At 36.7% G+C, this 24,815-nt stretch carries 24 protein-coding genes; 11 read left to right on the plus strand and 13 right to left on the minus strand.

The annotated features are described in order from the left end of the window. Positions 1-1,026, minus strand: a complete 1,026-nt coding sequence (locus ACQY73_RS04250; RefSeq protein ID WP_428661919.1) for an RNA-guided endonuclease InsQ/TnpB family protein — start codon at positions 1,024-1,026, stop codon at positions 1-3. Positions 1,027-1,158: 132 nt separating this feature from the next. Between ACQY73_RS04250 and ACQY73_RS04255 the strand changes: the two genes are divergently transcribed. Genes ACQY73_RS04255 through ACQY73_RS04265 form a run of 3 tightly spaced genes read left to right on the plus strand, consistent with a single transcriptional unit; the run spans position 1,159 to position 3,053 of the window. Then, positions 1,159-1,701 carry a hypothetical protein gene (locus tag ACQY73_RS04255; RefSeq protein WP_428661921.1) on the plus strand — a complete coding sequence of 181 codons (543 nt, stop codon included), beginning with the start codon at positions 1,159-1,161 and terminating at the stop codon, positions 1,699-1,701. Between the two features lie 5 nt (positions 1,702-1,706). Next, positions 1,707-1,868, plus strand: coding sequence for a hypothetical protein (locus ACQY73_RS04260; protein ID WP_428661924.1), 162 nt, complete (start codon positions 1,707-1,709; stop codon positions 1,866-1,868). Next, a complete protein-coding gene (locus tag ACQY73_RS04265) occupies positions 1,869-3,053 on the plus strand; it encodes a hypothetical protein (protein ID WP_428661926.1) in 1,185 nt (394 codons plus the stop codon). A 111-nt stretch (positions 3,054-3,164) separates the two neighbouring features. On the opposite strand, the gene ACQY73_RS04270 is transcribed toward ACQY73_RS04265, so the two are convergent. Beyond that, a complete protein-coding gene (locus ACQY73_RS04270) occupies positions 3,165-5,495 on the minus strand; it encodes an esterase/lipase family protein (protein WP_428661929.1) in 2,331 nt (776 codons plus the stop codon). A gap of 513 nt (positions 5,496-6,008) precedes the next feature. On the opposite strand from ACQY73_RS04270, the gene ACQY73_RS04275 reads away from it, so the two are divergent. From ACQY73_RS04275 to ACQY73_RS04300, 6 genes are all read left to right on the plus strand, one after another. After that, positions 6,009-6,254: a hypothetical protein gene (locus ACQY73_RS04275; protein ID WP_428661932.1), complete on the plus strand. Its 246-nt coding sequence runs from the start codon at positions 6,009-6,011 to the stop codon at positions 6,252-6,254. Next, entirely contained in the window at positions 6,247-6,546 is a 300-nt protein-coding gene (locus ACQY73_RS04280) for a hypothetical protein (protein ID WP_428661935.1), read from the plus strand. The genes ACQY73_RS04275 and ACQY73_RS04280 overlap by 8 nt, the downstream gene beginning before the upstream one ends. Positions 6,547-7,002: 456 nt before the next feature. Beyond that, positions 7,003-7,647, plus strand: a complete 645-nt coding sequence (locus tag ACQY73_RS04285; protein WP_428661937.1) for a hypothetical protein — start codon at positions 7,003-7,005, stop codon at positions 7,645-7,647. After that, complete coding sequence (locus tag ACQY73_RS04290; RefSeq protein WP_428661940.1) at positions 7,644-7,961, plus strand: hypothetical protein; 318 nt, start codon at positions 7,644-7,646, stop codon at positions 7,959-7,961. Before ACQY73_RS04285 ends, ACQY73_RS04290 begins: the two co-directional genes overlap by 4 nt. Then, a complete protein-coding gene (locus ACQY73_RS04295) occupies positions 7,962-8,279 on the plus strand; it encodes a hypothetical protein (protein WP_428661942.1) in 318 nt (105 codons plus the stop codon). Between the two features lie 49 nt (positions 8,280-8,328). Next, positions 8,329-9,309 (plus strand): hypothetical protein, encoded by a 981-nt coding sequence (locus ACQY73_RS04300; protein ID WP_428661945.1) that lies wholly within the window; start codon positions 8,329-8,331, stop codon positions 9,307-9,309. Positions 9,310-9,409: 100 nt separating this feature from the next. On the opposite strand, the gene ACQY73_RS04305 is transcribed toward ACQY73_RS04300, so the two are convergent. From ACQY73_RS04305 to ACQY73_RS04315, 3 genes are all read right to left on the minus strand, one after another. Further along, positions 9,410-10,507, minus strand: coding sequence for an RNA-guided endonuclease InsQ/TnpB family protein (locus ACQY73_RS04305; protein ID WP_428661948.1), 1,098 nt, complete (start codon positions 10,505-10,507; stop codon positions 9,410-9,412). Between the two features lie 164 nt (positions 10,508-10,671). Continuing rightward, positions 10,672-11,418 (minus strand): phage antirepressor KilAC domain-containing protein, encoded by a 747-nt coding sequence (locus ACQY73_RS04310; RefSeq protein ID WP_428661950.1) that lies wholly within the window; start codon positions 11,416-11,418, stop codon positions 10,672-10,674. A gap of 2 nt (positions 11,419-11,420) precedes the next feature. After that, positions 11,421-11,819 (minus strand): hypothetical protein, encoded by a 399-nt coding sequence (locus ACQY73_RS04315; RefSeq protein WP_428661953.1) that lies wholly within the window; start codon positions 11,817-11,819, stop codon positions 11,421-11,423. 557 nt (positions 11,820-12,376) lie between these two features. On the opposite strand from ACQY73_RS04315, the gene ACQY73_RS04320 reads away from it, so the two are divergent. Continuing rightward, positions 12,377-15,751, plus strand: coding sequence for a leucine-rich repeat domain-containing protein (locus ACQY73_RS04320; RefSeq protein ID WP_428661956.1), 3,375 nt, complete (start codon positions 12,377-12,379; stop codon positions 15,749-15,751). A gap of 234 nt (positions 15,752-15,985) precedes the next feature. On the opposite strand, the gene ACQY73_RS04325 is transcribed toward ACQY73_RS04320, so the two are convergent. The 5 genes from ACQY73_RS04325 to ACQY73_RS04345 form a co-directional block, all read right to left on the minus strand. Then, positions 15,986-16,720 (minus strand): hypothetical protein, encoded by a 735-nt coding sequence (locus tag ACQY73_RS04325; RefSeq protein ID WP_428661958.1) that lies wholly within the window; start codon positions 16,718-16,720, stop codon positions 15,986-15,988. A gap of 378 nt (positions 16,721-17,098) precedes the next feature. After that, positions 17,099-17,824: an IS630 family transposase gene (locus tag ACQY73_RS04330; RefSeq protein ID WP_428668418.1), complete on the minus strand. Its 726-nt coding sequence runs from the start codon at positions 17,822-17,824 to the stop codon at positions 17,099-17,101. Beyond that, a complete protein-coding gene (locus ACQY73_RS04335) occupies positions 17,707-18,168 on the minus strand; it encodes a helix-turn-helix domain-containing protein (RefSeq protein WP_428654236.1) in 462 nt (153 codons plus the stop codon). The genes ACQY73_RS04330 and ACQY73_RS04335 overlap by 118 nt, the downstream gene beginning before the upstream one ends. A 307-nt stretch (positions 18,169-18,475) precedes the next feature. Then, positions 18,476-19,165 (minus strand): hypothetical protein, encoded by a 690-nt coding sequence (locus tag ACQY73_RS04340; RefSeq protein WP_428661961.1) that lies wholly within the window; start codon positions 19,163-19,165, stop codon positions 18,476-18,478. Next, positions 19,162-20,238 (minus strand): nucleotide-binding protein, encoded by a 1,077-nt coding sequence (locus ACQY73_RS04345; protein WP_428661964.1) that lies wholly within the window; start codon positions 20,236-20,238, stop codon positions 19,162-19,164. Before ACQY73_RS04345 ends, ACQY73_RS04340 begins: the two co-directional genes overlap by 4 nt. A 599-nt stretch (positions 20,239-20,837) precedes the next feature. On the opposite strand from ACQY73_RS04345, the gene ACQY73_RS04350 reads away from it, so the two are divergent. Beyond that, entirely contained in the window at positions 20,838-21,632 is a 795-nt protein-coding gene (locus tag ACQY73_RS04350) for a glycoside hydrolase family 25 protein (protein WP_428661967.1), read from the plus strand. Between the two features lie 137 nt (positions 21,633-21,769). Here ACQY73_RS04350 and ACQY73_RS04355 read toward each other — a convergent pair whose 3' ends face one another. The 3 genes from ACQY73_RS04355 to ACQY73_RS04365 all read right to left on the minus strand — a co-directional run bounded on the left by ACQY73_RS04355 (position 21,770) and on the right by ACQY73_RS04365 (position 24,454). Then, a complete protein-coding gene (locus ACQY73_RS04355) occupies positions 21,770-22,117 on the minus strand; it encodes a hypothetical protein (protein WP_428661969.1) in 348 nt (115 codons plus the stop codon). A 235-nt stretch (positions 22,118-22,352) separates the two neighbouring features. Next, on the minus strand, positions 22,353-23,441 hold the full coding sequence (locus tag ACQY73_RS04360; protein WP_428661972.1) for a hypothetical protein: 1,089 nt from the start codon (positions 23,439-23,441) through the stop codon (positions 22,353-22,355). A gap of 8 nt (positions 23,442-23,449) precedes the next feature. Then, positions 23,450-24,454, minus strand: a complete 1,005-nt coding sequence (locus ACQY73_RS04365) for a hypothetical protein (protein ID WP_428661975.1) — start codon at positions 24,452-24,454, stop codon at positions 23,450-23,452. Between the last annotated feature and the right edge of the window lie 361 nt (positions 24,455-24,815).

Here is a 24,815-nt window from a genome sequence, read left to right on the forward strand (position 1 = left end):
TTAGTTGCCCCTAACGGAGAATTGCAATATGTTCTTTGCGGCATTTACATCACGTAAATGCGAAGTGCCGCAGTCGGAACATATCCAATCTCTTACGATCAAATGCCTTAGGCCGTGTGGACCTGAGCGTGAGCCGCAGGACGAACACGTGACAGTTGACCAACTTTCATTGACTTCATTCATTTCGACACCAAGCCTGATGGCTTTATATGCAAGCATCCGTTTGAAGTCTGACCAACCTGCATCCGATACAGATTTAGCCATCCGGGTCTTTTTTAATTTCGATGAACTCACATTGCCAACCGCTATTTTGTCATATTCATTGACAATGGCGGCGGTTGCTTTGTGATTCCAATCTTTTCTTTTATTTTTTATTTTGGCATGAATGGCGGTTACACGCTTCTTTTTACGTGCCTGTTGAGCCATTGCCAATTGTTTCTCAAATTTCTTTATCAGGTTTTCCCGATTAAATTCAATTCCATCTGAAAGAGTAGCTAAAGTTTTCAACCCCAAATCAATACCTACTTCTTTGCCCGTTTTTTCTCTGATAATTTCAGGTTGCTCAATGACAAAATTAACAAACCAATGCCCTTTTGAATCCTGACAAAACGATCCGAAGCGAACCTTGGAATCAATTGAGCGAGAAAGCCAAAATTTGAACCTGTGCCCACTATACGTTACTGTATCCACTTCTACTTTTACGCCTTTCCCCTTAAATGGTATCCAACCCAATGATTTCTTTCGGCTTCTCCAATTGAGTTTGCGTTTTTTATATTGTTTACAGGACTTGGCGTATTCTTCACAAACAGCCTGAACCGTTTGAGAGTGTAAGCCTAACTCTTTAGCACATCCGGAAGTCAGTTTGTGAAGATCAAAAGCTGAAAGGGGTTTACCAAATTTCTTCCAACTCTCCTGATTAACCTCATTACAGTAATTCCAGGCATAATTGCACGAATAGCCCATTTCAACAAGGCGTTTTCCTGTCGTTTGGTCTTTGATTCGATATTGCAATGTTGTTAGTTTCACTGTATTGTATTATCAAAATGTTGTTGATGGGGCTTTGTGCTCCAATTTTGGATTGTATCGTTAAATTAATAAATTAGCGCAATAATTAATAATATTATTAATAATATATTATCACATAATAATGCGAATGCGATGGGAAAGGGTGGGTTAACCAAATTTCAACTCGCTCAAAGGCTAAAGAAGGTATCGGATATGTATTTACAGGGCATTGAAGTACCGGATATAGCGAACAAAGTGGGTGTTTCGGAGAGTCAGGTGTACAAGGATCTTGCGAAACAGAAAAAAGAGTGGCAACAGAACATTGAACTCAATACGAATTATGTCATGGCGCAAATGATGGCCGAGACGGATGTATTAAAATTCACGTATTGGCAGGCATGGCGACGTTCGCAGGAAGATGCGAAAACCACGCGTTTTAAGGTGTCTCAAAAAAACGCAAAAGGCAAACCGATTACTGATCCCAAAACCTCAAAAGTCGATCCGAAAGCAAAACCTGAGGATAAGAAAGAACCTTCAGATGGTTTGACTCAATCCGTTGATAAAAGCGAAGAAATCAAGGGAAAAGAGGGAAATCCCGCCTTTTTGCGTGGCGTGGAGTGGTGTTTGAACTTTCAGGCAGAATTATTGGGTCTTAAAAAGTTCAATTTGGATTTGACCGGTGACATTGAAGCATAATGGGAGTGCCGAATATAATCCCCAAAGCTGCTGCCCCAAAGCAGAAAATCAAGCTTAAATTTTCCAAATTGGTAGGGTATCAACGGAAGATCGTTGATGCACCACAACGCTTTACGATTACTGAGGCCTCTACCAAAGTCGGTAAAACGTATAGTCACATCGTTTGATTGATTACGTTGGCTGTTTTGGAAGGAAAAGACGGCCGTAACTACTGGTGGATAGCCCCTGTTTACTCTCAATCCGAAATTGCCTTTAACCGTCTCAAACGTTATTTGTCGCCTTTAGGGAAGCATGTAAAATTCAATTCCCAAAAAATGACCGTCACGCTTTGGAATAAAGCAGTGATTTGGTTCAAGTCGGCCGATTCACCTGATTCATTGTACGGAGAAGATGTGTACGGAGCCGTTTTCGATGAGTTTACCCGCGCCAAAAAAGAAGCATATTACGCTTTGCGTTCCACCATTACCAAAACCAAAGCAAAGGTCAAATTCATCGGTAACAAAACGCACCCTGAGCATTGGGGTACGAAATTGGCCGAAGATGCGGAAAAAGGAGTACTGGGATTGGATTGGGCGTATTTCAAGATCGATGCGTATGAAGCCGCCAAACAGGGGATCATTGATATTGAAGAAATCGAAAAGGCGCGCCGTGAATTGCCTGAAGATATTTTTATGTCGCTTTATCTGGTAGAATGGATCTTGGTCAATGGTAATCCATTCTTTAGGCATTTTGATAAAAAGGTGATGGTGGATTCACCCGAAAAGCCTATTCAATATGATAAGCGTTTTCCGGTCTATTTGTCCTTTGACTTCAATAAACGCAATACATGCCTTGTAGCTCAAAAAATCAATGGTTGTATTTACATCATTGAGGAATATTACATGCTGGGTGGGGACGGTGAAGACTTGCAGGAATTGATTAAAGAACTGGCGATAAAGTACGGCAAAAACCAAATCTTTTGTACGGGTGATGCATCTGGAAGGAGTGCCAATGCACTTACGACCGGAAATGCTTCCGCGTGGATGTTGATACGCGCTTATTTTAAACAATACAAAGCTGCTTGGGTGAATTTTGACCGTGTGCCTACCTACAATTTGGGCACCGAAACCAGCCGTATGATTGTCAATGCCTTGTTGAAATATTACCACGGCAAATTCGTGGTTTCCTATAAATGCAAAACCCTGCTTTCAGATATTGCGCGCATGTCAGTACTGAATGATGGTAAACTGAATAAAAAGGACTGCGATGACAATGACTATGGTCACGTTGGCGACTGCAAACGTTACCTGCTGACGGGTTTTGAGTACGATACTTTTGTCAATTTAGGCTATGATCTTTCAAATGTGGCATGATGAAAAAAGGAAAAGTACCTATTGTCAACAATGGAAGTACAAAATCAGAATAAATGCGCCCCCTTACTGATTTCAGAACAGCAAAATCAGGCAGGGGATTACATTTGGTCATTAATTGCAATTATTGATACTTAAAGATACTTTATTATATACATCCGTTTCAAATCCAGGTTTTAATAAAATAGATTTCCCCGCTGAAAAATCTATTTTGTACCCTGGAGGAATTACGCCTGTCGTCTCAATAGTATTTATTGCCTGATATGCCGGTTGAAGAAGTGTTCCCGTCAAATTATAGCTATTTACGCAATTCGTAACAATAATTTTCCTTGATGTAAATACTTTTTCACCCGTAGTTGATTCTCCTACTACTAAAATATCAACATCTCCAACGTTGTATGTATTATCGACTGTTATATCAGTCAAAATCGTATTTCCCGAAGCTACATACTTATACATTTTCGTTTCACTTGCTTTTACTAAAACATTAATTTTCGCCAGTCCGGTTCCTGTCGCACTGAATGTGAAAGTATTACCTATATTGACTTTATAATTAGCGATAGGTTGGGTTATTTTAATAGTAGTATCTGTTAATGAGCTATTTTTAACAGTAACACCTGCAAGTGGAGTGTAAGTCAAATCGACCGGATTAAAACCCAAGCAAAAATTTGATGTGGATGGATCTGAAGACAATAAAAATTTAACTTTGTTAATAACATTACTATTATCCTGTGCTCCTACATGTATTTGAGGAGTATAAGTTGATGTACAATCACCTGTCAAGCCTCCTTTCTGGCTTTCAAGCTGCACTATTAGATCGTTCGCATTTCCATTGTATGCCAAATCGTAATATGAATATAAATCATATGACAATTCCAATAAATAATGAGTAATGATTGGATTAATAAGGATGCTGCTCCCAGAAGGGCTGACAATACTTGTCGTTGCAATAGTATGTGATGGCACGGTATTTCTGTTTAATGAGCTTCCATTTAGATCCTTATCAATAGCCAGTCCATTTACCCTAAGATCAAATATAGCACCGTTATTGCACGGGATATTATAGCATGCCAATGCTTTTACATCAAGTCTTAAATTAGGATCAGATAATAAATCTGCCATCTGAGACCCGGAATGAGGTGTATTTATAGTAATTAATTTGTTTATATCATTTAAATAAAATATTGATTGAAGGTATAATCTTGATAATATTCCACCCATACTGTGACCAACTAGATCAACCTTTGTAACTGCATAACCTTTTCTTAGGCAGCTTAATAGCTGCTCACTTATTGCCCGGGGGACAACATTACTGTTTGTTTGAAAAAAATGTGTATTGGTTGGTTTATAATCAACTTTCAGCATTAAATCAAATGGATGTGTATTACTTAAAATAAATTCATCTTCCATCTTTTTAAATGAAATTCCTTCACTATTGAGGCCATGAATCATTAAAAGAGGAGTTCTATAAATTCTTAATGGGTATACCGCTAAAACAGTATTATTAGTTTGGTCATAAACTTCAATATTCAACAGTCTAAATAAATAATTTAAGGACATAAAAGAAGGATGCCTGTAAGTCACTTTAATTCCTCCTGAAATAGGTGTTATTCCGGTAAATTTACCATACACTTTTTCATCAAGCGCATTAGGATCCTGCTGAATTCTAAGTTTTATATTTGTTGAAACAGGAAAGTCAGTAATATTAAAGAAAGACCCTTCCGACCCATCAGCACATACTTTAAATACCCCATTTTCTTTAAAACTGCTAAGTTTTAAACCATTGTTTGGACCTAAATTTGAATAATGCTCAGCAAGACCGTTTGGTGGTTCTTGAGAATAGTATACACTTCCTCCAGTCGGAGGGCTTAAAGTTATGTTCGTTGACCTATTTGCATAATTCAAGATGCAGATTATATATATTTGACCGGCTATTGCAGGTATCCCGTTTGGTGATGTACCTCCACAGAGATCAGTATGCGTAGTGCAGGGCAATTCCACTATAGGGCTAACGCTGTAATCACATGACAATGGCGCACTTTGAGTGGCACTACATGCCAAGGACAGGTTATCGTTGGCTACCGGCCCCCAAATTATACCATCAACGTCTACATTACTTGAATTTGTAAATCTAAATTTCAAGTTGCCGCCTGTTAGAACTTTCACATAAAACCAAGTTTGATTTTCCCTTGTTGTTATGCAGTTCCATTGAGTAGATGCTGCTCCGCTATACCCATTGCCATTTAAAGGAGCGGGATAAGTAATTGTTGAACCTTTAAGGGGATTGGGCCAATTGTTAAAATTACAACCTTCAATTGAAGCTAAGACCTGTTGCAGCAAAAGAGATTTTGGTACAAGGCTTGTATCTTTTGAATTTATTTCTTTTTGTTGGGCAAATGACAAATAGCAAATACTTAGCAATGTAAATGTTATAAATATTTTCATAATTGCATTATAGTTTAAAACAATATTTAAATGAATTTATTATACTCAACATGCTACTCAATTTGAAAATAGACTCAGAAAATATTCTGAAATTCTCTATTTACATATGTAAGTTATTATTTGTACTGATTGTAAGAAATACAACAGTTTTCAACCTAAAAGCAAAACATTATTAAAATTAAAAGCAAGTAATAAAGAGAAGAGTCAAATAAAAACTTTAATACTAACTTCACAAGGATAACAGCTTTACAACAGATTACAAAAAAAAGTTATCAAGTGGCCATTACAATAAGAAAATCATAATAAATCAGCCGTTTATAGAAGTCTTAATATTTTTAATCAAAACCTATAATTTATCTAGTGTAGGAAATGCTGCTTAAAATACACTTTCGGTAAATTTTGTATAATTCTTAGTTATTAAATTCTGTTAACTACTTAAAAGGGCTTGTATTTCGCCTTTATAGAAAATGAAAGCTCAAATGGCCCAATGATTCCGACGTTGGCATCCGCACATTGACCCAAATCGACAATCTGCCTGTCAAAGCATTGACAGATGAGGAGATTTGTAAGTTGTTTTTCAAACGCTTTGATGCCAATGCATTGGTCATGATCTACGTAGACAAGCAGGGCAAATCAACGATGTTCGGTCGTTTGTACCGTAGAACCGCTGTATTTAATACGTATCGTCGTTTATGTTATTGGGCAAGTCGGGTAATGGATTTTCACAATTGGAAGCAAATAGAAAACGATCATGACTGAAAACAATGGAATGAGTTTTGCCGAAATGAGCGCGGAAGATGAGATCGTTAATGATTGGGTAGCTGACCATGCTGTCATAACTGAGCATTACAATGAAGAATATCTTCATAAAGCAACAATTTGTGTTCCAACTTTATATACATCCAATCAATACAGATTGTTTCTAGAGCTTGAGGCCACAGGATCTACTCCTTTTGAAGCGTTGATGATGTTGCGTTGGGCATTGTTAGACCGACCTTCTACCCGTCATAATATCTGTATTGACTGGCTGTATACGGAGTTAAAACCATAAAAACACCGCCCTCACAAAGTAAAGGCGGTGTCCGGTCACGGGTTTAAGCTAGGGTAAATGTATGTCTTTAAAAAAATATGGCCATACCTCATCAAGATATGGCCATACGGTACACTTTACCCTACTTAAAATATTATTCATAATCACGAGAGTGATTGAACGTACATTTTAATAACGTTCAAATTTAAGGCATAAAATCAAGTGTATATCAATATTAAATGCCTCATCACCGTGAAACCTAACTATTGGCAGGTGAAATAACTATTAACCATGCTGAAATGAACGTTATATTAGCTCATCATTGCTTGGAATGCGGTTTTATTGGTGATGTTGCTGTCCTCAATGGTTATGTCAACTGCCCGAAATGCTATACGATGAATGATGTTTGGCAAGAGGGTGATACACCGCCAATAAGACATATTTTATTAAATTTCATTGGTATAATCAAACAACATTATGTTAGACTGGACAAAAATTCAAGAAGAATGCCCTAATGCGCTCATTGAATGGGCAAAGTCTCATTTAAAGATCAGCGATAAAGCAAAAATTAAACTGTCTCCCGCCGATGCTGCATTCGCCGCTCGTCGATTGAAAGACGAGGATATCTATGCCATGCCCGGCTACTTTGACAAACTCGGCATATTCATCAAGACCGAAGTGTATTGGGGCGCCAATGATGAAAACCATTGTGTTGAAATAAGCATCCGCAACGGTGATACCCTCGTGTGTGACCACAAAGGCAATTGGTCTGAGAATCTTTCTCACAAAGCATATATTCACATTGACCGTTTGCATGCAATTGCCGTGGGTGTAGACAAAGCTTTTCGCATCCATGAAAGCCAGCTCATTATGCAACACCTTGAAAGACTTAAAAATGCTCAAATTGAAGACCTGAGATCGAAGATTGAAGTTTTGAGATTACAGCGCAATTCAACCAATGAGCAAAGGATTAATGCCGCCATTGACGATCTGAATAAAGCCATTCTTGACCTTTACAATGTTACGTTTACTGATGAATTGGTCGAATCGGGCTATAAGAATGCGGCATTTGATATGAAGGTATGGGATGATTTGCTTTTGAAACAATACATTGAACAATGATTAATGAAATATTGAAACTTACATCTACACCAACCTTTGAGGAAATTCTCAAAGAAGTTGAGGACAAAATAGGCCCATTGTCTGTAAATGCACATTGGGCAATAGCTCATGCCAAGTATGAGGCTATGAAACGTAAAGATTTAGTTGCTCAAACAATTGCAAAGCATGTCAGAAATCTGGCAATTGAAAAAGGCATTGATGAAAAGGCAATTGAATCAATTAAAGTCACAGAAGTAAGTGAAGATGATAATAACATGAATTTCAAAGTCGAAATCACTTACGGAGTTTACGTTGAGCCTCAAAATCATATTTGAATGAAAAACCACGCTATTGAATGCGATTTCCTTATGCTCCCGGTACTCTGCCATACCGGAAAGGATTCGCATTTAGCAAATTTGGGCATTGACATTGAAGATCATGGGGAGTATCGTACCTGCTGGATTCGTAAAAAGGATATTATTGCCTTCTATCCAAGCAGTGACGGTGATTTGAATATTGAAACAACTGTCGGCTCATTTACCACCAATGTACATCCGCGTGACCTGATAAAGCTGCTGTCACCAATTAAAGAAACCATTTGGAAACGATTATTTAAGGCAATTAGTAGTAAATTATTAATTTTTTCTTATTAAATTAATAACATTATTAATATTATATATATTTGCCAAAACCTTTCACTGCATGGCTACCCCTTTTGACGGCCTCGTCAATCTCAAACCCGTTGATAACGGCACTACGTTTATTGTCAACGATCTTACGGGACTGGAACCCGCTATGATTGATTCCCTGAAACGAGTCAATAGTTTGGAAACACCCGGTGAACTGTGGGTACGTATCAAAAACAATGCATACGAACGCTTATTGTTGGATTTTGAGGTGTTGATGGCGGAAAAACGGGATTTCATGCATGAAATGTCCGAAACCCAACCCCTTCTCCCCGACCCGAAATTACCCTTTGGCAGTTATCTCAATTGGACCGGCGTATTGATAAAGGCCGGATACTCCAAACTTACCGCCTTTCATCTGAACAGCCTTATCGTATGGGCCGAAGCCGACGGTACTGCTGATATTGTTTTGTACAATAGATTACTGCGCAAAGAAATACAGCGATTAACCACTCAGGCCCTTACCGCAGGTTTCAATACCTTGAACCTGACATTTGCCCCGCAAAAACTGGAGTTATACGGCATGGAATTGTTTGTTGGCCTGAAAACCAATGTGAAAATGCGGCCAATGAAATCCAATCTCGGTTGGCAAGGCCCTGTCTGTGATGTTGCTGCTGTTACTGCATGTTTTGTGGATGATACCTTTGCTGATGAAGCTTTTGTCGAATCTTCGTGGACATGGCCGGTGCATTTGGTAGCCAAAATCAAAGGCGATATTGACGAATTGGCCACTAACAACAAAATCGTATTGGCATCAGCATTTCGGTATTTGTGCGGCCATTTATTGCTCGTTGAACGGCTTTCCACTCAAAATTTCAATGAATTTTCCAATGTATTGATGCTGCGCATGGAAGAATTGCGGGATGATTTTCATACTCAATACAAATCCCAATTGACTAAAGCAGTTAAAATTATATATCCTTCGCTAGATAACAGTAGTGCAGTAGATCTCAATATCGACCATCAAGGAGGCTGGTTTAATGGAAGTTATATTTAAAATCAACCTCTTTGATATTCTTTTTCATACTGAAAACTGTTCAATAATGATTTTCATAAGCAATCTGGAATATTGTTCTTTGGAAAAACAACTTCAAGTTCTACGCACAGGGTAACCCCTCACGTTGACGAACTAAGGCCATACCCTGACCCAGAATGTTTTTAGCAGCATTGTAATCTGCATTCTCACCATGTCCGCATTGAACACACTTGAAAATTGATTGTGTTACACGGTTTTCTTTAGCTACATAACCGCAGGCGTTACACGTTTGAGAGGTATAATGCGGTTTTACCTGTACAAACGTTTTCTCATAGTATTTGCACTTGTAATCAAGCATTAAAAAAAAATTACCCCACCCCGCATCATAAATATACTTAGCTAAACTAGTGTTTTTTGCCATATTAGACACTTTCAATTCTTCGCTGACAATTAACGTATTTTCCCGCACGTATTTAAAACTTACTTTGTTTAAAAAGTCTTTACGTGTACTTGTAATTTTCTCATAAAGCCGTTTAAGCTCTAATTTAGCCTTTTTATAACCATTACTCCCCTTTTTCTTTCTTACTAATGCTCGATTCTTTATTCTCAATTTGGTCTCGTACTTTTTAAAATGCTTCGGATTCTTGATAAAAATCCCATTAGAATCGGTTAGAAAATAAGCTAGTCCCATATCCAGCCCCACAACTTGGTTCTTGTCGGTAGGGTAAATATTTTGTGATTCACTTTCAAACGTAACACCTAAATAATAGTTGTTACGGTTTTTTACAATGTTGGCAGTTTTGAGTTTTCCATTTGGCATACGATCTTTAAAAATCTTTACATTTCCCAATTTTGGCAGTTTGAAACCATTAGCAGTTTGTTCAGGCAATTTAAAAATCATAGAATTATACTCTGATTTCTTTGCCCACTTAGGGAAACCGCCACCTGAAAAAAATTTATTGTAAGCGGCATCCAATCGCTCAATAACTGCATACAAACTTTGTGAAGGTACTGTTTTTATCCAGTCAATATCTTTAAGAGTTGGTAATTGCTTGAATAGGTCAAACTTAGACAAAGTTACACCTTTCTGCCAAGCAGCTATCTTGGTCTCTAACGCCAAATTGTATACGTACCTACAAGTACCTAACCATTGGTCTACGGTTTCAGCTTGTACTTTGGTTAATTTTAGTTTGTAATGATACGATTTATAAACCTTCATCAGAGTTTGTTTAATTTAGGGCTTCCGATGATGCAGAAGCCCCGTTTTTAACGAATGCTCACGAGACCTGCCGTGAGGTATTTATTATTGTAATGATTTTTGTAACGAGAGGCCGCTCATGCGCCGGAACGCCGGTGCGGTTATTATTGTAATGTATTGTTTGGTTAAGCGGTCTGTTTATTGGGTTTAGACCACGATAAATCCTGACTGTACAGGTAATGAATGTATTTTCTACCTATCTCTGTCCAGACCAAATAGTGCTTCGTGTGACTCTTGCCTTCTTTATCCGTGTATTGATGGGTTTTTGTCATTGCAAAACCGCGATGTTGGTATTTGGCATACAGGATATAATTTTTCCCGCTTTTGTATTGCACACCCGCGTGACACAATTTGGTATTCAACATTTGCGCTGTCATACCCAATTCATTGGCAATGACGGTGGTGGTGATGGCGGTATCGGAGGCCAATACTTTGTCGACGTATTCCGCTTTGGGTACAAGAGCTTTAATCTGTTCTTCTTTTTCAGCTAATAACCGATTGGCAACCAATACCGCATTGGACAATATTTCAACATCGCTTTGCGGTCTGGTGAGTTGTTGAATCAGTTCTTTGCTCCGCTTTTCGTATTGTATAAAGTATTGACGGATTTCTTTGCCTTTGTCGGAGCGTTGCAGCATGGCAATTTCTTTGGCGGTGTCGAGGGTGAGGTAGTAATCTGTAATAAATTGATTGTTGAGGGGGTGTACTTTTTGATACGGGGTATAATCAATGCCTTCATTGAAGCCATATTCAAACATTCTGTCAATCCATTTACTGAATCGCTCGGCAAGTGCAAAATATTCATACAAATCTCTTGCACTCACCACTTCCGAGCCTTGCCCGTTGGTGGTGATGGTAATCAATGCCTGCATGATTAGGATTGCATTTCGCGGTATTTGCGCTCAACGGTTTTGACAACTTTGTTGGTGATTTTTTTGTCAAGGTCTTTGACACCACTCAAAAATGTAATCAACGCAATCGCCATGTTTTGTTGATTGGCCTGTGTGTCGGCATTCAATGACAAAAAAGCTTCGGAAGTAAAAACAGCTTTGAGGATGGGGACTAAAAATTGCTCGTAGTCTTTGAGTCTGGCGACGTTGAAAAGTAATTGGCTTTGTAAAAAGGCTTGGGCGGCAATGTCAAAATGTTGTTTGCTGTCCAACATCGACATCAATGTGATGGGGTTGAACTGAAACGGTGATTCCGATTGATTTTGTTCTGTAAGCGTTCCAATTGTGTTTGGATTTTCGCTTGAATTTTGTTTGGTTTGCATGATAAACTTTTGTGGTTTAGGCCCCTTGTAAATCTTTGGTCGGACGAGCAAGGGGTTTTTTGTGATTAATTAGTTGCAAGTTGGCAACTGTGAACTTTTAAGGCAAAAAAATTTATTTCTTTTTGAAATCGGGGGGTAGGCGTGATATATCTACAAAATAGACACCATCAATAATCTCTGCTTTTAATCTTCCATCCTTGATTAGACGATAGATATAGGTTGTAGAGTACCCGTATTCTCTACTAAAATTTTGAATTGTTTTTAATACCTCTTTATTCATGGTTCAAAGTTAACAACTGTCAACCAATAAAACAAACAAAATGTAAAATATTTTTTTCACTCCTATCGGTACAATGCTACTGTTAGGTGATATTTCGTAAGAAATATTTAAATCTTTTTAGTAAACATCGTAAGTAACTCTGTAATGCAGATAGTATACAATTAATTAAATTATAAATTGTTTGGGTTTTTGGGCACTTACAAGTCTTTGTCATAGGTCTATTTGCATAATATCGTAAAAAATGCGTAGTTAGAAGACATTTAGCTTTCTTTCCCGCATGAGTGATTTAGCCCGCCAACTGATTGCCGAAAATCAACGTACCCGTGCCCCTTTTTTAGATCTTGGTAATTGTGGTTTAACGGATGCGAATCTGCCCGATGAGCTTTTTAATTTATATTGGTTAATTAAATTGAATCTAGGCGTTGATTATTGGATTAAACCCCTTAGTACTCAAAACTTTGGGCTTGGAAATAGATTGACTGGTAAATCACTATATCTCCTGAGCCAATTCCCTCGGCTTCAGACTCTTGACCTGAGTTCTAATCAGATTGAGGATTATAGTTTTTTGGTAAGGTTAATCCAGCTTCAGAACTTGATCCTGACAAGCAATAGGATTGAGAATATTGGATTTCTACAAAATTTGACACATCTTCAAACTCTTAACCTGAGTTATAACCAAATTAAAAACATTGAATATTTGGAAAGATTAACCCAACTCCAGACTTTGAACCTAGTTTATAATCAGATCGAAGATACTGGCTCTCTGGGCAAGCTAACTCAACTTCGCATTTTAAATTTGAGTTCTAACCGGACTGAGAATACTCAGTTTTTAGAAAAACTAACTCAATTACAAACTCTCGACTTAAGTTACAACCAGATTAAGGATATTCATTTTTCAGAAAAACTAACTCAATTACAAACTCTCGACTTAAGTTACAATAAAATCAAGGATATTCATATTCCGGATACGCTAACTCAGCTTCAGAGCCTTAATGTGAATAACAACCAAATCAAGGATATTCATATTCCGGATACGCTAACTCAGCTACAAACTCTCGACTTAAGTTACAATAAAATCAGGGATATTCATTTTTCAGAAAAACTAACTCAATTACAAACTCTCGACTTAAGTTACAACCAAATCAAGGATATTCATATTCCGGATACGCTAACTCAGCTTCAGAGCCTTAATGTGAATAACAACCAAATCAAGGATATTCATATTCCGGATACGCTAACTCAGCTACAAACTCTCGACTTAAGTTACAATAAAATCAGGGATATTGATTCTTTACAAAAGCTAACTCAGCTTCAGAGCCTTAATCTAATAAATAATGATATTATAGAATTTTCAGAACAACTTTTACAGGGTTGGCCGTTACTCAGAACATTATATTTAAGAGACAATCCCATTGAAAATATCCCTAAAGAGGTTTTCCAACAAAATGATAATATATTAAAGAACCTATGGGGATATTTCATATCCATAAAACAGGGAAGTATTCAAAATGATGAGGTAAAGCTAATTGTGGTAGGTAATACCACCGCTGGAAAAACATCATTAATGCAATTTATATGGAAAGGTAATTACAAAAATACGCAGAATTCTACGCATGGCATTAAGCTAACGCGCTGGCCAGTACCAGACATCAATCTGAATGTTAACGTCTGGGATTTCGGCGGGCAAGAATACTATCACGCCACTCACCGCCTGTTTCTGGATGATCATGCTATATACGTAGTAGTCTGGGAAACGAATACCAATCATGAAGGTAACATACCGACGGATATCTATCTAAATGATAAAAAGTATCAGTTAAGCTTAGATCATTTTCCATATAGCTATTGGTTAGATAGCATCCGCTATTATGCCCCCAACAGCACCATACTGTTAGTTCAGAACAAAATTGACAAAACGAGCATACAGAATGTATCCGATGAGTATTTTAAATCACCTTACAATGTTCACACTCCTACTTATCATCTGAGTGTTAACCAAGCTAACGAATATAAAAATAAACTTTCTCATCCAGCATGGACTGCTTTTCAGGATTTTAAGGCGAATTTAATTACTGCACTACAAACTGATGCTGCCAGATATAAACTGGGGATCGGTTGGGTTGCCATTCGGGATGCCATTAGACAGATAGCCGAAACCCAGCGTTGGACAACGTTTGCTGAATTTGCCATATTCTGCCACCAAGCAGCCACTAAAATTGGTCTAAAATTTGACATATCTATTGAGATGCCAGCCTTGCTAGCCTACTTAAGCGGGGCTGCAAGTACCATCGTGTATTATGGGGGTGATGTCCAGTTACGAAACATCGTTATTCTGAACCCACAGTGGGTTACCGATACAATTTATGATATTCTGACGTATGATATTCGGGAAAAGGCTGACAGGCCAGGGGAGTTTAACCGTGGGCAGGTCAACCAAATACTCAGTGAAAAACGTATTGGCGAATTGACAGATACCTTTCTTGAATTGATGAAAAAGGATCGATTTGAATTGATTTTCGAGAAACCTAATTGTCAGGATGAATACATTGCTCCGCAGTACCTACCAGACAAACACGACGAAAGAGATTTGCGTCGATACAGAAGTAAAACCAAACATAGTTTTACACTTCATTTCCCTGGATTTATGCCCCGTTCCGTGTTTTTGCGTTTTATGGTGCGATACGGTAATCTGGCGACCGAAGTCTATTGGAAAAATGGTATTGTCTTGGAGAAAGCAGGAATCGACATTCTGGCAGAATGTGTGTTTCCTGAACGGAAAATTCGGGTTGCTATCGAAAGTAACTCGCAGAATTCATTTTCACGAGAACTATTTGATGGCTTATGGCGACTGAGCGACCGAAAATCTGATATAAACTTATCTGTAAACGAAACAGATTTTGTTGAAATTGGCTATTTGATAGATGCACTAAATCAAGTTCCCAAGATTAAATCGAAGCAAGGGAACTGGCTCGATGTAAAAGATTTTTTTCATCTTTTTGGCAAATCATTACCTCCTACAAACATATTATCTTCAAACAAAATGCTTAATAAAAACACACCCGAAATTTTCTTCTCATACGCATGGGGCGACGAGCACGAAACTGGTGAAAGCCGTGAAAAAATTGTTGATGAACTGTATAAAAGCCTGAAAAATGAAGGCCATCTTGTGTTTCGTGATAAAATGGATTTAAGCTACAAAGGTTTGATCTCGGATTTTATGAGACAAATTGGAAAAGGTGATATTGTGATAGTGGCCATTAGCGACAAATATCTGAAGTCGCCTTACTGTATGTTTGAATTACTGGAAATTTACCGCATTTCTAAATTTACAAAAGAACAGTTTGTGAAAGTTGTTTTCCCTATTCGAGTAGAAAATATTGCTTTGGATAAACCGGGGATTCAAGGTAGCTATTTCGACTACTGGAATGAAAGAGAAAAAGAATGGAAGGAGTTGATTACAAAGCATAGTGATCGTATAAAGCCCGCACAATTCAATGAATACGACAAGGTTCGTAGCATTCATAACCAATTAGGTGATTTGTTAGATCATTTGAGAGATATGAACGCACTTACAAAAGACCTGCTTTCTGCTGATAATTTTGCCAAAATCAAGGAAGCGATAAAAGATCGGTTTGAGTCGCTAAAATCATAAAACAATTGTTTATACTTTCAGTTGAAACCTGGTAAACACATCAAAGTGACCTCTGACGTCCTCTCTGTACTGCAATTGGGAAGAGCCAACATATATTTTATTGGCATCACGATCAATAAGCAGTATATCAATGATTGATGTTTTGCTTTGTGGTATGATATTGTAAACAGTTTGAGAGTAATTTCAAGGCCTTATTCATTGTATGAAATAAATTTGTTTATTATTGAGTAGTTACTATGCTCTATTCATAATTGTTATTTTATAATAAGACATTTTAAAATTAGGTGTAGTTTCATGCTCACAAAGAAAATAAAATTCCACTTTGTGTTGTTTTGCTACATAAATAGCTCTTGTCCAGCCAATTAAGCTGATATCCTTAATTTTAGAAACTTTATACTTACGACTTTTTAAAAAACCGATAAATTCAGCTTCAGTATTTATAAAAATGGTGGTTTCCTGCTCTCCTCCTTTCTGACTGTAAAATTTTATATTTGAAACAAATTTCCCTTCATCAATAGTGACTGTATCGCAGTTAGGATAATAAATAATATTCATATAGCCACTTTTATATTTTTGCTCTTTTTTGGGATGAGTATTATATAGAGCTAAAACACGTAAAAAATCATCAATCTTAGATGTAGGCTTTTGAGTAGTGCTGCCTAATTTTTCTTCTTTCCAGCTCCATTCTTTGGACCTGGAACGAGGAGTGGACATTATATATAATTTAAAACCACAATGTTCATCGGTTAAATTTATAATTTTAACTCTACCATGCCAACCGCTATTGCCAATTACAGGAACCTCAATTGGTTTTTGATAATCAAAAGAAGGTAATTGTATAACCCTATCTCCAAACATTACTTGTAGAGAGCCGGGACAATCACCTACAAATTTTATCAGAGAGCCGGAATAAACTGTAGAAGGCAGATTTATTTCCTGGCGCGCATCAAGATTATAGTAATTCAACATAACCCATTGGGGTTGTCTCTCAGATTCTGTACTAACCTTGCCGAGTATCTTTTTGTACTCATCTACCTGCTCCCTTAATAATTGTATTTGAGAATTAGAATATAATAGTTGTCCATTTAATCTTTGAATTGAGTCATTAGATCTTTTTACGGATGAAGTTATATTTTCTAAAGATTTATCCTTTGTTTCACTTTCAACTTGTGCTTGTTGCTTGACATTTTCCTTTTCCTTATCATCGGACCATGACTTAACGGAACTCGTGACAAGTCCACAAAAACCTATAATAAGGGTGAGATATCCTATTTTAGTAAGCTTCCCATTGCTACGGGTTTCGCCAAAGATGGCGAGAAGAGTTGCACAAAAACCAAATATAAGTAATCACGCAAAATTAAGCTTGATATTAATTGGGGTATTTTTTATAATAAGCTCTGTAAAGTTGATGGTATATGTCGAGCCATACTCCTTAAAAATACAAAGAATGACTTTTTTTAACTTTGACCAGCTTTTATAATGTGTTTTATTGAGCCATCTGTATTTGCAGAAGCGCCACAAAATTTCAATTGGATTCAAGTGTGGGCTGTAAGTAGGTAAATAAAAAATAGACAAACCTAAATTTTCCCAGTTATCCAACTCATCTTTAACTACTTTCGCATGATGAATAGGGCCATTATCAAGTACAATGACGTAAGGTTTAGTGTGTGATTTTTGAGCAAAATCATCCAGGGAATTCTTAATAAAGGCACCATCCAGATTGGCTTCACTGTGATAAACCGTTAGCTGACCGGACAAACTCATCAGGCCAAATACATTTAAGCGATTTTTCTGTCTGCGGGCAAATCGACGTTGAGTTATTCCTTTTTTTTGCCAGGCGTAAGGTACATAGGGTTGCATCGTAAAGCCGGACTCATCGGCAAAGTAAAGCTCTATATAATCTAATAACCAAAGTGTTAGCAATAATTTCCAGCGTTCATGTTTGTCTGCATATACTATTTTATTTTGGCCTTGATGCGTACAGCGACGGATGCGTCGCCATGAGTAATGATTTTTTTTAAAAAGCGTTTGACCGTATCTGAACTCATAGAGGTATTCAATTCTTTTACTAATTCGGCCTGAATCGCTTTCACATTTTGCGAATGGGTCTCAACTGCCTTGTCTAATTGCTGAATATGACTGGCGTTAGTGACGCTCAAAATCGGGTTACGACCTTGACCTATTTTGCGATTTAGACCAACAATGCCTGCTGTTTCCCAAGCATTTATCCAATTTCCGACGGTATTATGATTGACATCCAGATGGGTAGCAATTTGTTTAATCGTTACACCTGCCTGATTCAATAAAAGAGCACGACATTTTTCTCTAAACTCCACTTTCGGATGATATTTTGCCCCTTCCCGCAAGGTAATTTGTTCAGATTCTATCAGGTCAATATGCTTTTCTTTTCGGCTCATGTCGCCAATATAATAAATCTAAACTAATTTTGCTTGATTACTTAAGAATTAGATATTCCATGTTTTTGTATGACACGAGTAATTACAAATTATCCAATTACATGTTCATTCAAAGGTGAAGATTTATTTAATTTTTATGTAAATTATATACGATTTTTTTCAAAAAAGCTATCAAGCGGTCAATGGAGGGGTGTCGCGCAACAAAGTGAGGGTGTTATGTATTCAGTTTTTGTTTGGCAGTATTGGCAATTTTAAGAATAAAGTCATCAAATCCCCCTTTTTGCGATAAGAATCGAGGGTGAGCGGTTCAAAGCACATTGGTGTTGGTGTCAGACAGGTAATAATGATACAGGTATGTTTCAATTTTATTAACAGGTTCAATGGGGCCGGTGTCATCGGTGAGCCATTCATCGGGAGTGTTCCAACTTAAAATAATCATCAAATGAGGTTGTAATGCATCAATCATGTGTTTGGCGCGGTCAAAGGGTTTGGAAGCGGTTTTGATAATGTCCCATTGTTGTTTTGAAAGCCCGTGTTTTTCAGCAGTCACATGATGACGTTCAACGGCGTTGGTATTGGCCCAGGCAAAGCTTTGTAAGATTTCGGGATGTTGGCCCTGTTTGAGTTGTTTCCAATCCTCAATACAGTAAAATTTAGCTAGAAATTTAAAAATGAAGTCCCAGAAGCCGGTACCGAAGTTATTACCCCATATCTCTTTACAAAACAATAATTCATCAAACACATCGGAATGGCGAAACAGGGCTGATTCGGGATTTTGAAGCGCCTGTGTTACGAAACCATTCAAACTCCCCCAACCTTTTGTTTCGATGCCGACAAAGACGATGCGGGTATCGGCAGTTTCATAAAGTGGACCGTATAGAGGCAAAAACGGTTCCAGAACTTCATCCTTACAGTTTATTTCGGAAACAGCATTTGCGAAATCCGCTGCTAAAGGTCGATAGACTTGAGAAAAATTTTCATCGAGTAAGGTATTCATCTTAAAAAAAACCCTCCCCGTAATTTAATTTCATCTAATATTTGTGAAATCCTACTCATATTTGCAGGATCTTGAAAAACCAAAGCTATATTTATTTCACCGTCTTTTTCAATATTTTCAGGAGTTAACGAATTTTCTATCATTTGAGGGTATTTGTTAATTGTATCAATTACGCCCTTGGTCCATCCTTTCATTAACTCTTTAATTTCTTTTAATGAATCAGGAGGAGTTACACCCTGTAATTCATATTCCCAAGCCAACAGCTCTTTACAGATAGAAGCTATTTTATCAATTGCAGCTTTTATTTCATAAGTATTACCTGCTGCTTCTCCTCCGCAAGCGTTAAGTAAGTCAACTTCAAACGTTTGTTTAAATATTTCAACCAGACGAATCAAATCATCGGCTGATGTGTTGAACCACTGTAAAAATTCAAGTTCTGTGTAGGACTTTGAACGCTGAAAGATCAATCCCTTTTCCAGTTCAATATAACTTCTATTAATACTGATTAAGCGTGCCCTCAATAGCTCTGCAGAAAGGAAAAAACCCCAAAAAGGTGCTTTATCAATTGCTATTTTCTTTATTTTATCACTTTCGCCCTCTAAATCCAGTAAACTTTCATACACAAAGTTTTTCAGCTTTTCTCTCACCTGGCTACAAAAGGGCCACAATGCCGCTTTAAGGTTGCCGTCCTCACGTTGATTGTTGTACTTTCCGGCCGTTACTCCCAACAAATCAGTTGGTAAATGAAAAGCCTGAGCTACTTGGGGTACTACAAAAAATACACGCTGCTTTCCCAATTTACCAATAAAAAGCCCCAATTCGAAAATAACATTATCGCGTACTGTATTCAACTTATCAGTTCTGATCTGCGTTAAATCGTCAGGTTTAAAGACGAAAATGCCAAAATCAAAATTATTCAGAGCCTTTATTAAGTCATCAAGTGCGTTACTCGACAACTCAAAAATGCCCTGCGTCCAAACCGTTGGATTTGAGTCATATTCAAGGTTTTCCTGAATAGCGTACGCTATGTCAAGACCTTCAGTAGAAGAGCCGATAAAAATTCTGGGTTTCATATTACGGCTTTAAAGTTATTATCAATTTATCTAACATAAATAGAATGTTCTGCCCATGCTAAGATTGGCCCTTCAAAAGCTTCATCATAAGGCTCATCTGCAAAGGGATCGAATTTATGCCATGAATCTTGTTCATTGTTATAATAAGCTACAATGGCAAACACTCTCTTGCCATTACATTACTTATTTTCCTTTCCGAAGACACTAAGTAAGTGTTGGAAGCTTCAGGCGATTTGTTTGTAATCCAATTCATATTATTAATCTCCGGATTGTTAGCCAAACTACTGATAACTTTTAAAAGAGTCCCACTTGTTATTCTACGCAGGTGTCACCCAAAAGTTATCAAGCGGTCAATATTCTATTGTTTGCAGCTAAGAAGTACACCGAGCGAATGAAAGCACGGGGGCTTGAAAATTGCCAACTTAACAGCAATTATGAGTTACTGAACTCTCAGCTTTTGCAAAGTATTGGGCGTTGTTATGGGATTTTGGCGAGGTAGAGACCACTTGATAACTTTTTATTAAAAAATGTGGACAAAGGTGCCGTATTTGACGCTAATAGCGTGTATTTTTAATCACCCCCCAATACTATTGGTATAAATGAAATACTTATTACTTATTTTCTGCTTTGTATTAACATTGTCTTTGCGCGCTCAATCGGCATTTGACAGACCATGGATTGATTCCACAAAAGCATTCATTCTTGATCCTTATTCAGGTAATGTGATTGATTTCAATAAAATAATATCCAACCCAAGGATGACCGGGATCATTCACAGGGCATCTGATGGGCTAAAGAGAGACACAGGTTTTGCAGGCAGAAAAATTCAGGCAACCAAAAAAAATCTATTATGGGGTTCTTATCATTTGGGGCGGCCAGGCGATCCGATTCAGCAGGCGGATTTTTACCTTTCCGCCATCAATCAGGACTCTGTTAACGTCATGGCCCTTGATCTGGAAGATGTTGAAGACAGTAAGTTTATGAATATGGACAATGCCATTAAATTCATAGAACACATTAAACAGAAAACGGGAAAGTACCCGTTGGTTTATGCCAATCAGAAGGTAGTCAAAGCCATATCTTTGAAATTTAATAAAAACAGTGTGTTCGCTAAATGTCCTTTATGGTATGCAAGGTTCAAAAACAAAGTAACCGATTTTCCGAAAAATGTTTGGAGCACCTATACCGTTTGGCAATTTGCCTGTGAAATAAACTGTTGTGAATGCATTGATGTTGAATGCACAAAACATAAGTTGAATTATATATCCAAATGTCCGTACAATAAAGGTAAATCTACAAAAATTGAAGGAATCAAATGTGATATGGATGTTAACATATACAACGGCACCGTTAAAAATTTACGACAAAATTGGAATGTTTTGGGAAAACAATAAAAGGCCGAACCTATTATAAAGTTTTTAGTAAGAGGTGGATTAAAGGTTTTTCTATAATTTAGAACAGCTTGCATTACAGGGATACTTACAAATGCCTCAATCAACTTTTACTAATAATTAGTAAAAGTTGGCAAGCATCAGAGTTTATTAGTGGGATTGGTTACTTTATTTTCTTCTTGGTTTGAAAATATCGAATATCCAAAACCAACACTGAGCCAAGGTTTTCCCTGATGAAACCAGCCAAAATGGCTTTGATTTAATCTGCTTAAAATATCGAATCCCAAGAAAATCCCGGCCTGAACTCTATTATGCTCAATCATTGGACCAATTGATAAAGAAAATGCGGTATAATTATTAATTTCAGTTAGATCAACGTCATTTCTTCTGACTGAATATTTTTCCAGAATAACATTAGATATACTATATCCCGTAATCAGACTGTATGAAGCTGTTCTGTGACCTGCTACACCAAATTTTATCCCCAACGCTGCACCAAATATGTAACAAAAGTTTTAAAACCTGCATATGGCGACAATATATAAAAAAAATATCATTCAGTATATTAACGTATCCTACACTTCTGCCAGAACCTCAATAATAGCACACAACATTATAACTTTTTCTTTGTAAGAAATATATTCAATTAGAATCCGAGTAATTGCGTTATATACATCAACTATTTTCACGATTAAGTCAGTTAGCAAACAGTCATATTTTCATTCATTTTTTTAATTCTTTATTTTTAGGAAAGGTTGTCATCAATTTGAACCACAACAGTGATTTTGTAGAATCGGGCTGATTACCATTAGCTAAATTATCGGAAATATTACCTAAATTAAATGTATTATCAATTGCAGCAAATGTGTATTTACCGCTAGATGAATTTATCTCTTTTTGAAAAAATATGCTCTCAATTAATATAGCTTCTACATTATTGCCAGTTTTTGGAATATGATTTACATTTAATATCAATGGATAGTTTTTATTTCTTCTTTCCAAATATATATGCAAAGTCGGTTTTATTTGTGCATTTTTTTTATTATTATTTTTTATTAAGTCACCATTATTCATACTTATTGAACTATCTTTTGGCAAAGTTGCATTATTGTAATTTGAAAGATGATTTTGTTGAACGCGTTTTGCTGTCGAATCTTTAGTATTATTTGTTAAGGGGGGGGTATCTTCAACTATTTGCCCCGGATTCAAATCTTTTAATTGGTAACCATGCATAATCCCTCTATAATCTTCGTTAGCTAATTTTGAAGAAGCAGACAATTCTATATATTCTTTAATTGAGGTCGCAAAATTTTTGAATTTTTCTAGATTTATTTCATCTTCTATATTTGGTTTACTTTTAAGTCTTTTTCTCAATTTTTCAATTTTTTTATTAACTTTACTTAGCTCTTGCTTAGTTTTATATAAATCTTGAAAATTTCGCAAATTTATAGGCTGATATTCCCCAATAAGATTCTCTTTAGATTTATGTACTATATAGGGTGTATCATAAATTACACCGCCATTACTAAAGAAATAAAGGGCTACATTTTGAACTATTTTTGAAGGGTCTACACTTTGGTTTTTTTTAAACGTATTAACAGATTCAAATGAAAAATCTTCGCCTATAATTTTTTCATTTGTTCTATAGAATGTAAGTAAATAGTAGAATGAGGTGTCAGGGTCATCATAGAATTTAAATATTGATTTTTTGACGACATTTCCCTTAGCGTCATTTAACATATTACTATTAAATCTCCTATTGCAATTGCTCACAGCAATACCTATTATTATAAAAAAAATACACCATCTCATATTTTACGCTATTTAAAATCCCAATAATTTCTTGTATAAAATAAATCTATAGCATTTGATTGTTTATGCAGGGTCTTGTGAACTGGCTGATCTCTTGTATTGTGAATCAAATATTGAAAATCAAATTGATCTCTATCGTTTAATGAAAAAATGGGCGTTAGACCCGGAATGCCTGCTATTTCAACTCCTGCAAAAACTCTGCCTTTATTAAAAAAAGCTTGGGTTTTATCTCCATAGGGTACATTATTCAATCCTAAATTGTTAGCCACTTCAAAGGATTCAGAGTAATACCCCGTAAATCTATCAAAACCTATAAATATATTTCTGAATGCTGTATTGTTGCTTGTATCTCTTCGTGCTTTATCAAAATAATTATTAACATGTAAATTGAAAAATCCACCACCCGTCCAATACCGGTCCTTCCCGTCTCCTAATCCAATCCAATGTAATGGAGTACCATCATTGTAATAATTAAAATCCCAATCCGGCCCTCCAAGTGTAAGGCTTCCTACCCTTTGAGAATATCTATATTTATCAGTTCCATAAATTGGAGTACTGAACTTTGTATGTCTGTAAATGAGGGTAGTTGCTAATGTTATATATGCATCAAATGGATTATAAAGAGGGGTGGCAACGAGCCTTCCCATAGTATAAAGTGGCCTTTTAAAATACAAATCATTGTTTCTTTGCGAGCCTCCCGACAAACCTAAAGCAAACATTGATTCTAAATTTATTTTATTTCTTTCTTTCACACTTATAGAACTGCCAAGGCCTCCCTGAAAAGCAGTAATTGAGTATTGCGCAAAAGGCATTATATTTTTTTCTATTAATGCACCAACCCCTCCGCCAATGTCCAATCGATAATTGGACAAGTACCCATATTTATATACAATCTCCCATTTAAGACTGACACTTACCCCATATTGCAGTTTTACATTTGTCAAATGATGTTCTTTTACCTGCGAGAATAAATTGCCTGTGCATAGAATTAAAAGTATAAATATCTTCTTCATTTAGTATCTGCGTTAATATTTAGGTACCAACTTGCTCTATTCAAATATATTAACAAACATGCAAGCATTGCCAAAAAGATACTAAAACCTTTAAAAAAGTTATCAAGCGGTTATGAAGGGGTGCGGCGCAACATGGGGAGGCGCATTACAACTTTTCTTTTTTGTAAAAACCAATTCAAAAATCAATGTTGATAATGGTGTTTTTGCTTATGATGATGTCATCATCATCATAAGGTTTTAATAGGTTTATTATATATGGGTGTAAAATGCGGTGCAGGATGCGGTATCGGATGCAGTGCAACATGCGGTATGGAATGCGGTGCAAAGTGCAGTGCATTTTTGCACCGCATAGTGGTCTGTT

It is taken from the genome of Runella sp., from assembly GCF_965279615.1.
In the GTDB taxonomy this organism is placed as follows: domain Bacteria; phylum Bacteroidota; class Bacteroidia; order Cytophagales; family Spirosomataceae; genus Runella.

Bases quoted from the DNA above. Each gene is read 5' to 3' on its own strand.
- ACQY73_RS04255 (WP_428661921.1), top strand. From the start codon at position 1,159: ATGGGAAAGGGTGGGTTAACCAAATTTCAACTCGCTCAAAGGCTAAAG.
- ACQY73_RS04270 (WP_428661929.1), bottom strand. From the start codon at position 5,495: ATGAAAATATTTATAACATTTACATTGCTAAGTATTTGCTATTTGTCA.
- ACQY73_RS04280 (WP_428661935.1), top strand. From the start codon at position 6,247: ATGACTGAAAACAATGGAATGAGTTTTGCCGAAATGAGCGCGGAAGAT.
- ACQY73_RS04285 (WP_428661937.1), top strand. From the start codon at position 7,003: ATGTTAGACTGGACAAAAATTCAAGAAGAATGCCCTAATGCGCTCATT.
- ACQY73_RS04290 (WP_428661940.1), top strand. From the start codon at position 7,644: ATGATTAATGAAATATTGAAACTTACATCTACACCAACCTTTGAGGAA.
- ACQY73_RS04295 (WP_428661942.1), top strand. From the start codon at position 7,962: ATGAAAAACCACGCTATTGAATGCGATTTCCTTATGCTCCCGGTACTC.
- ACQY73_RS04300 (WP_428661945.1), top strand. From the start codon at position 8,329: ATGGCTACCCCTTTTGACGGCCTCGTCAATCTCAAACCCGTTGATAAC.
- ACQY73_RS04305 (WP_428661948.1), bottom strand. From the start codon at position 10,507: ATGAAGGTTTATAAATCGTATCATTACAAACTAAAATTAACCAAAGTA.
- ACQY73_RS04310 (WP_428661950.1), bottom strand. From the start codon at position 11,418: ATGCAGGCATTGATTACCATCACCACCAACGGGCAAGGCTCGGAAGTG.
- ACQY73_RS04315 (WP_428661953.1), bottom strand. From the start codon at position 11,819: ATGCAAACCAAACAAAATTCAAGCGAAAATCCAAACACAATTGGAACG.
- ACQY73_RS04320 (WP_428661956.1), top strand. From the start codon at position 12,377: ATGAGTGATTTAGCCCGCCAACTGATTGCCGAAAATCAACGTACCCGT.
- ACQY73_RS04325 (WP_428661958.1), bottom strand. From the start codon at position 16,720: ATGTTGAATTACTATAATCTTGATGCGCGCCAGGAAATAAATCTGCCT.
- ACQY73_RS04335 (WP_428654236.1), bottom strand. From the start codon at position 18,168: ATGAGCCGAAAAGAAAAGCATATTGACCTGATAGAATCTGAACAAATT.
- ACQY73_RS04340 (WP_428661961.1), bottom strand. From the start codon at position 19,165: ATGAATACCTTACTCGATGAAAATTTTTCTCAAGTCTATCGACCTTTA.
- ACQY73_RS04345 (WP_428661964.1), bottom strand. From the start codon at position 20,238: ATGAAACCCAGAATTTTTATCGGCTCTTCTACTGAAGGTCTTGACATA.
- ACQY73_RS04350 (WP_428661967.1), top strand. From the start codon at position 20,838: ATGAAATACTTATTACTTATTTTCTGCTTTGTATTAACATTGTCTTTG.
- ACQY73_RS04360 (WP_428661972.1), bottom strand. From the start codon at position 23,441: ATGAGATGGTGTATTTTTTTTATAATAATAGGTATTGCTGTGAGCAAT.
- ACQY73_RS04365 (WP_428661975.1), bottom strand. From the start codon at position 24,454: ATGAAGAAGATATTTATACTTTTAATTCTATGCACAGGCAATTTATTC.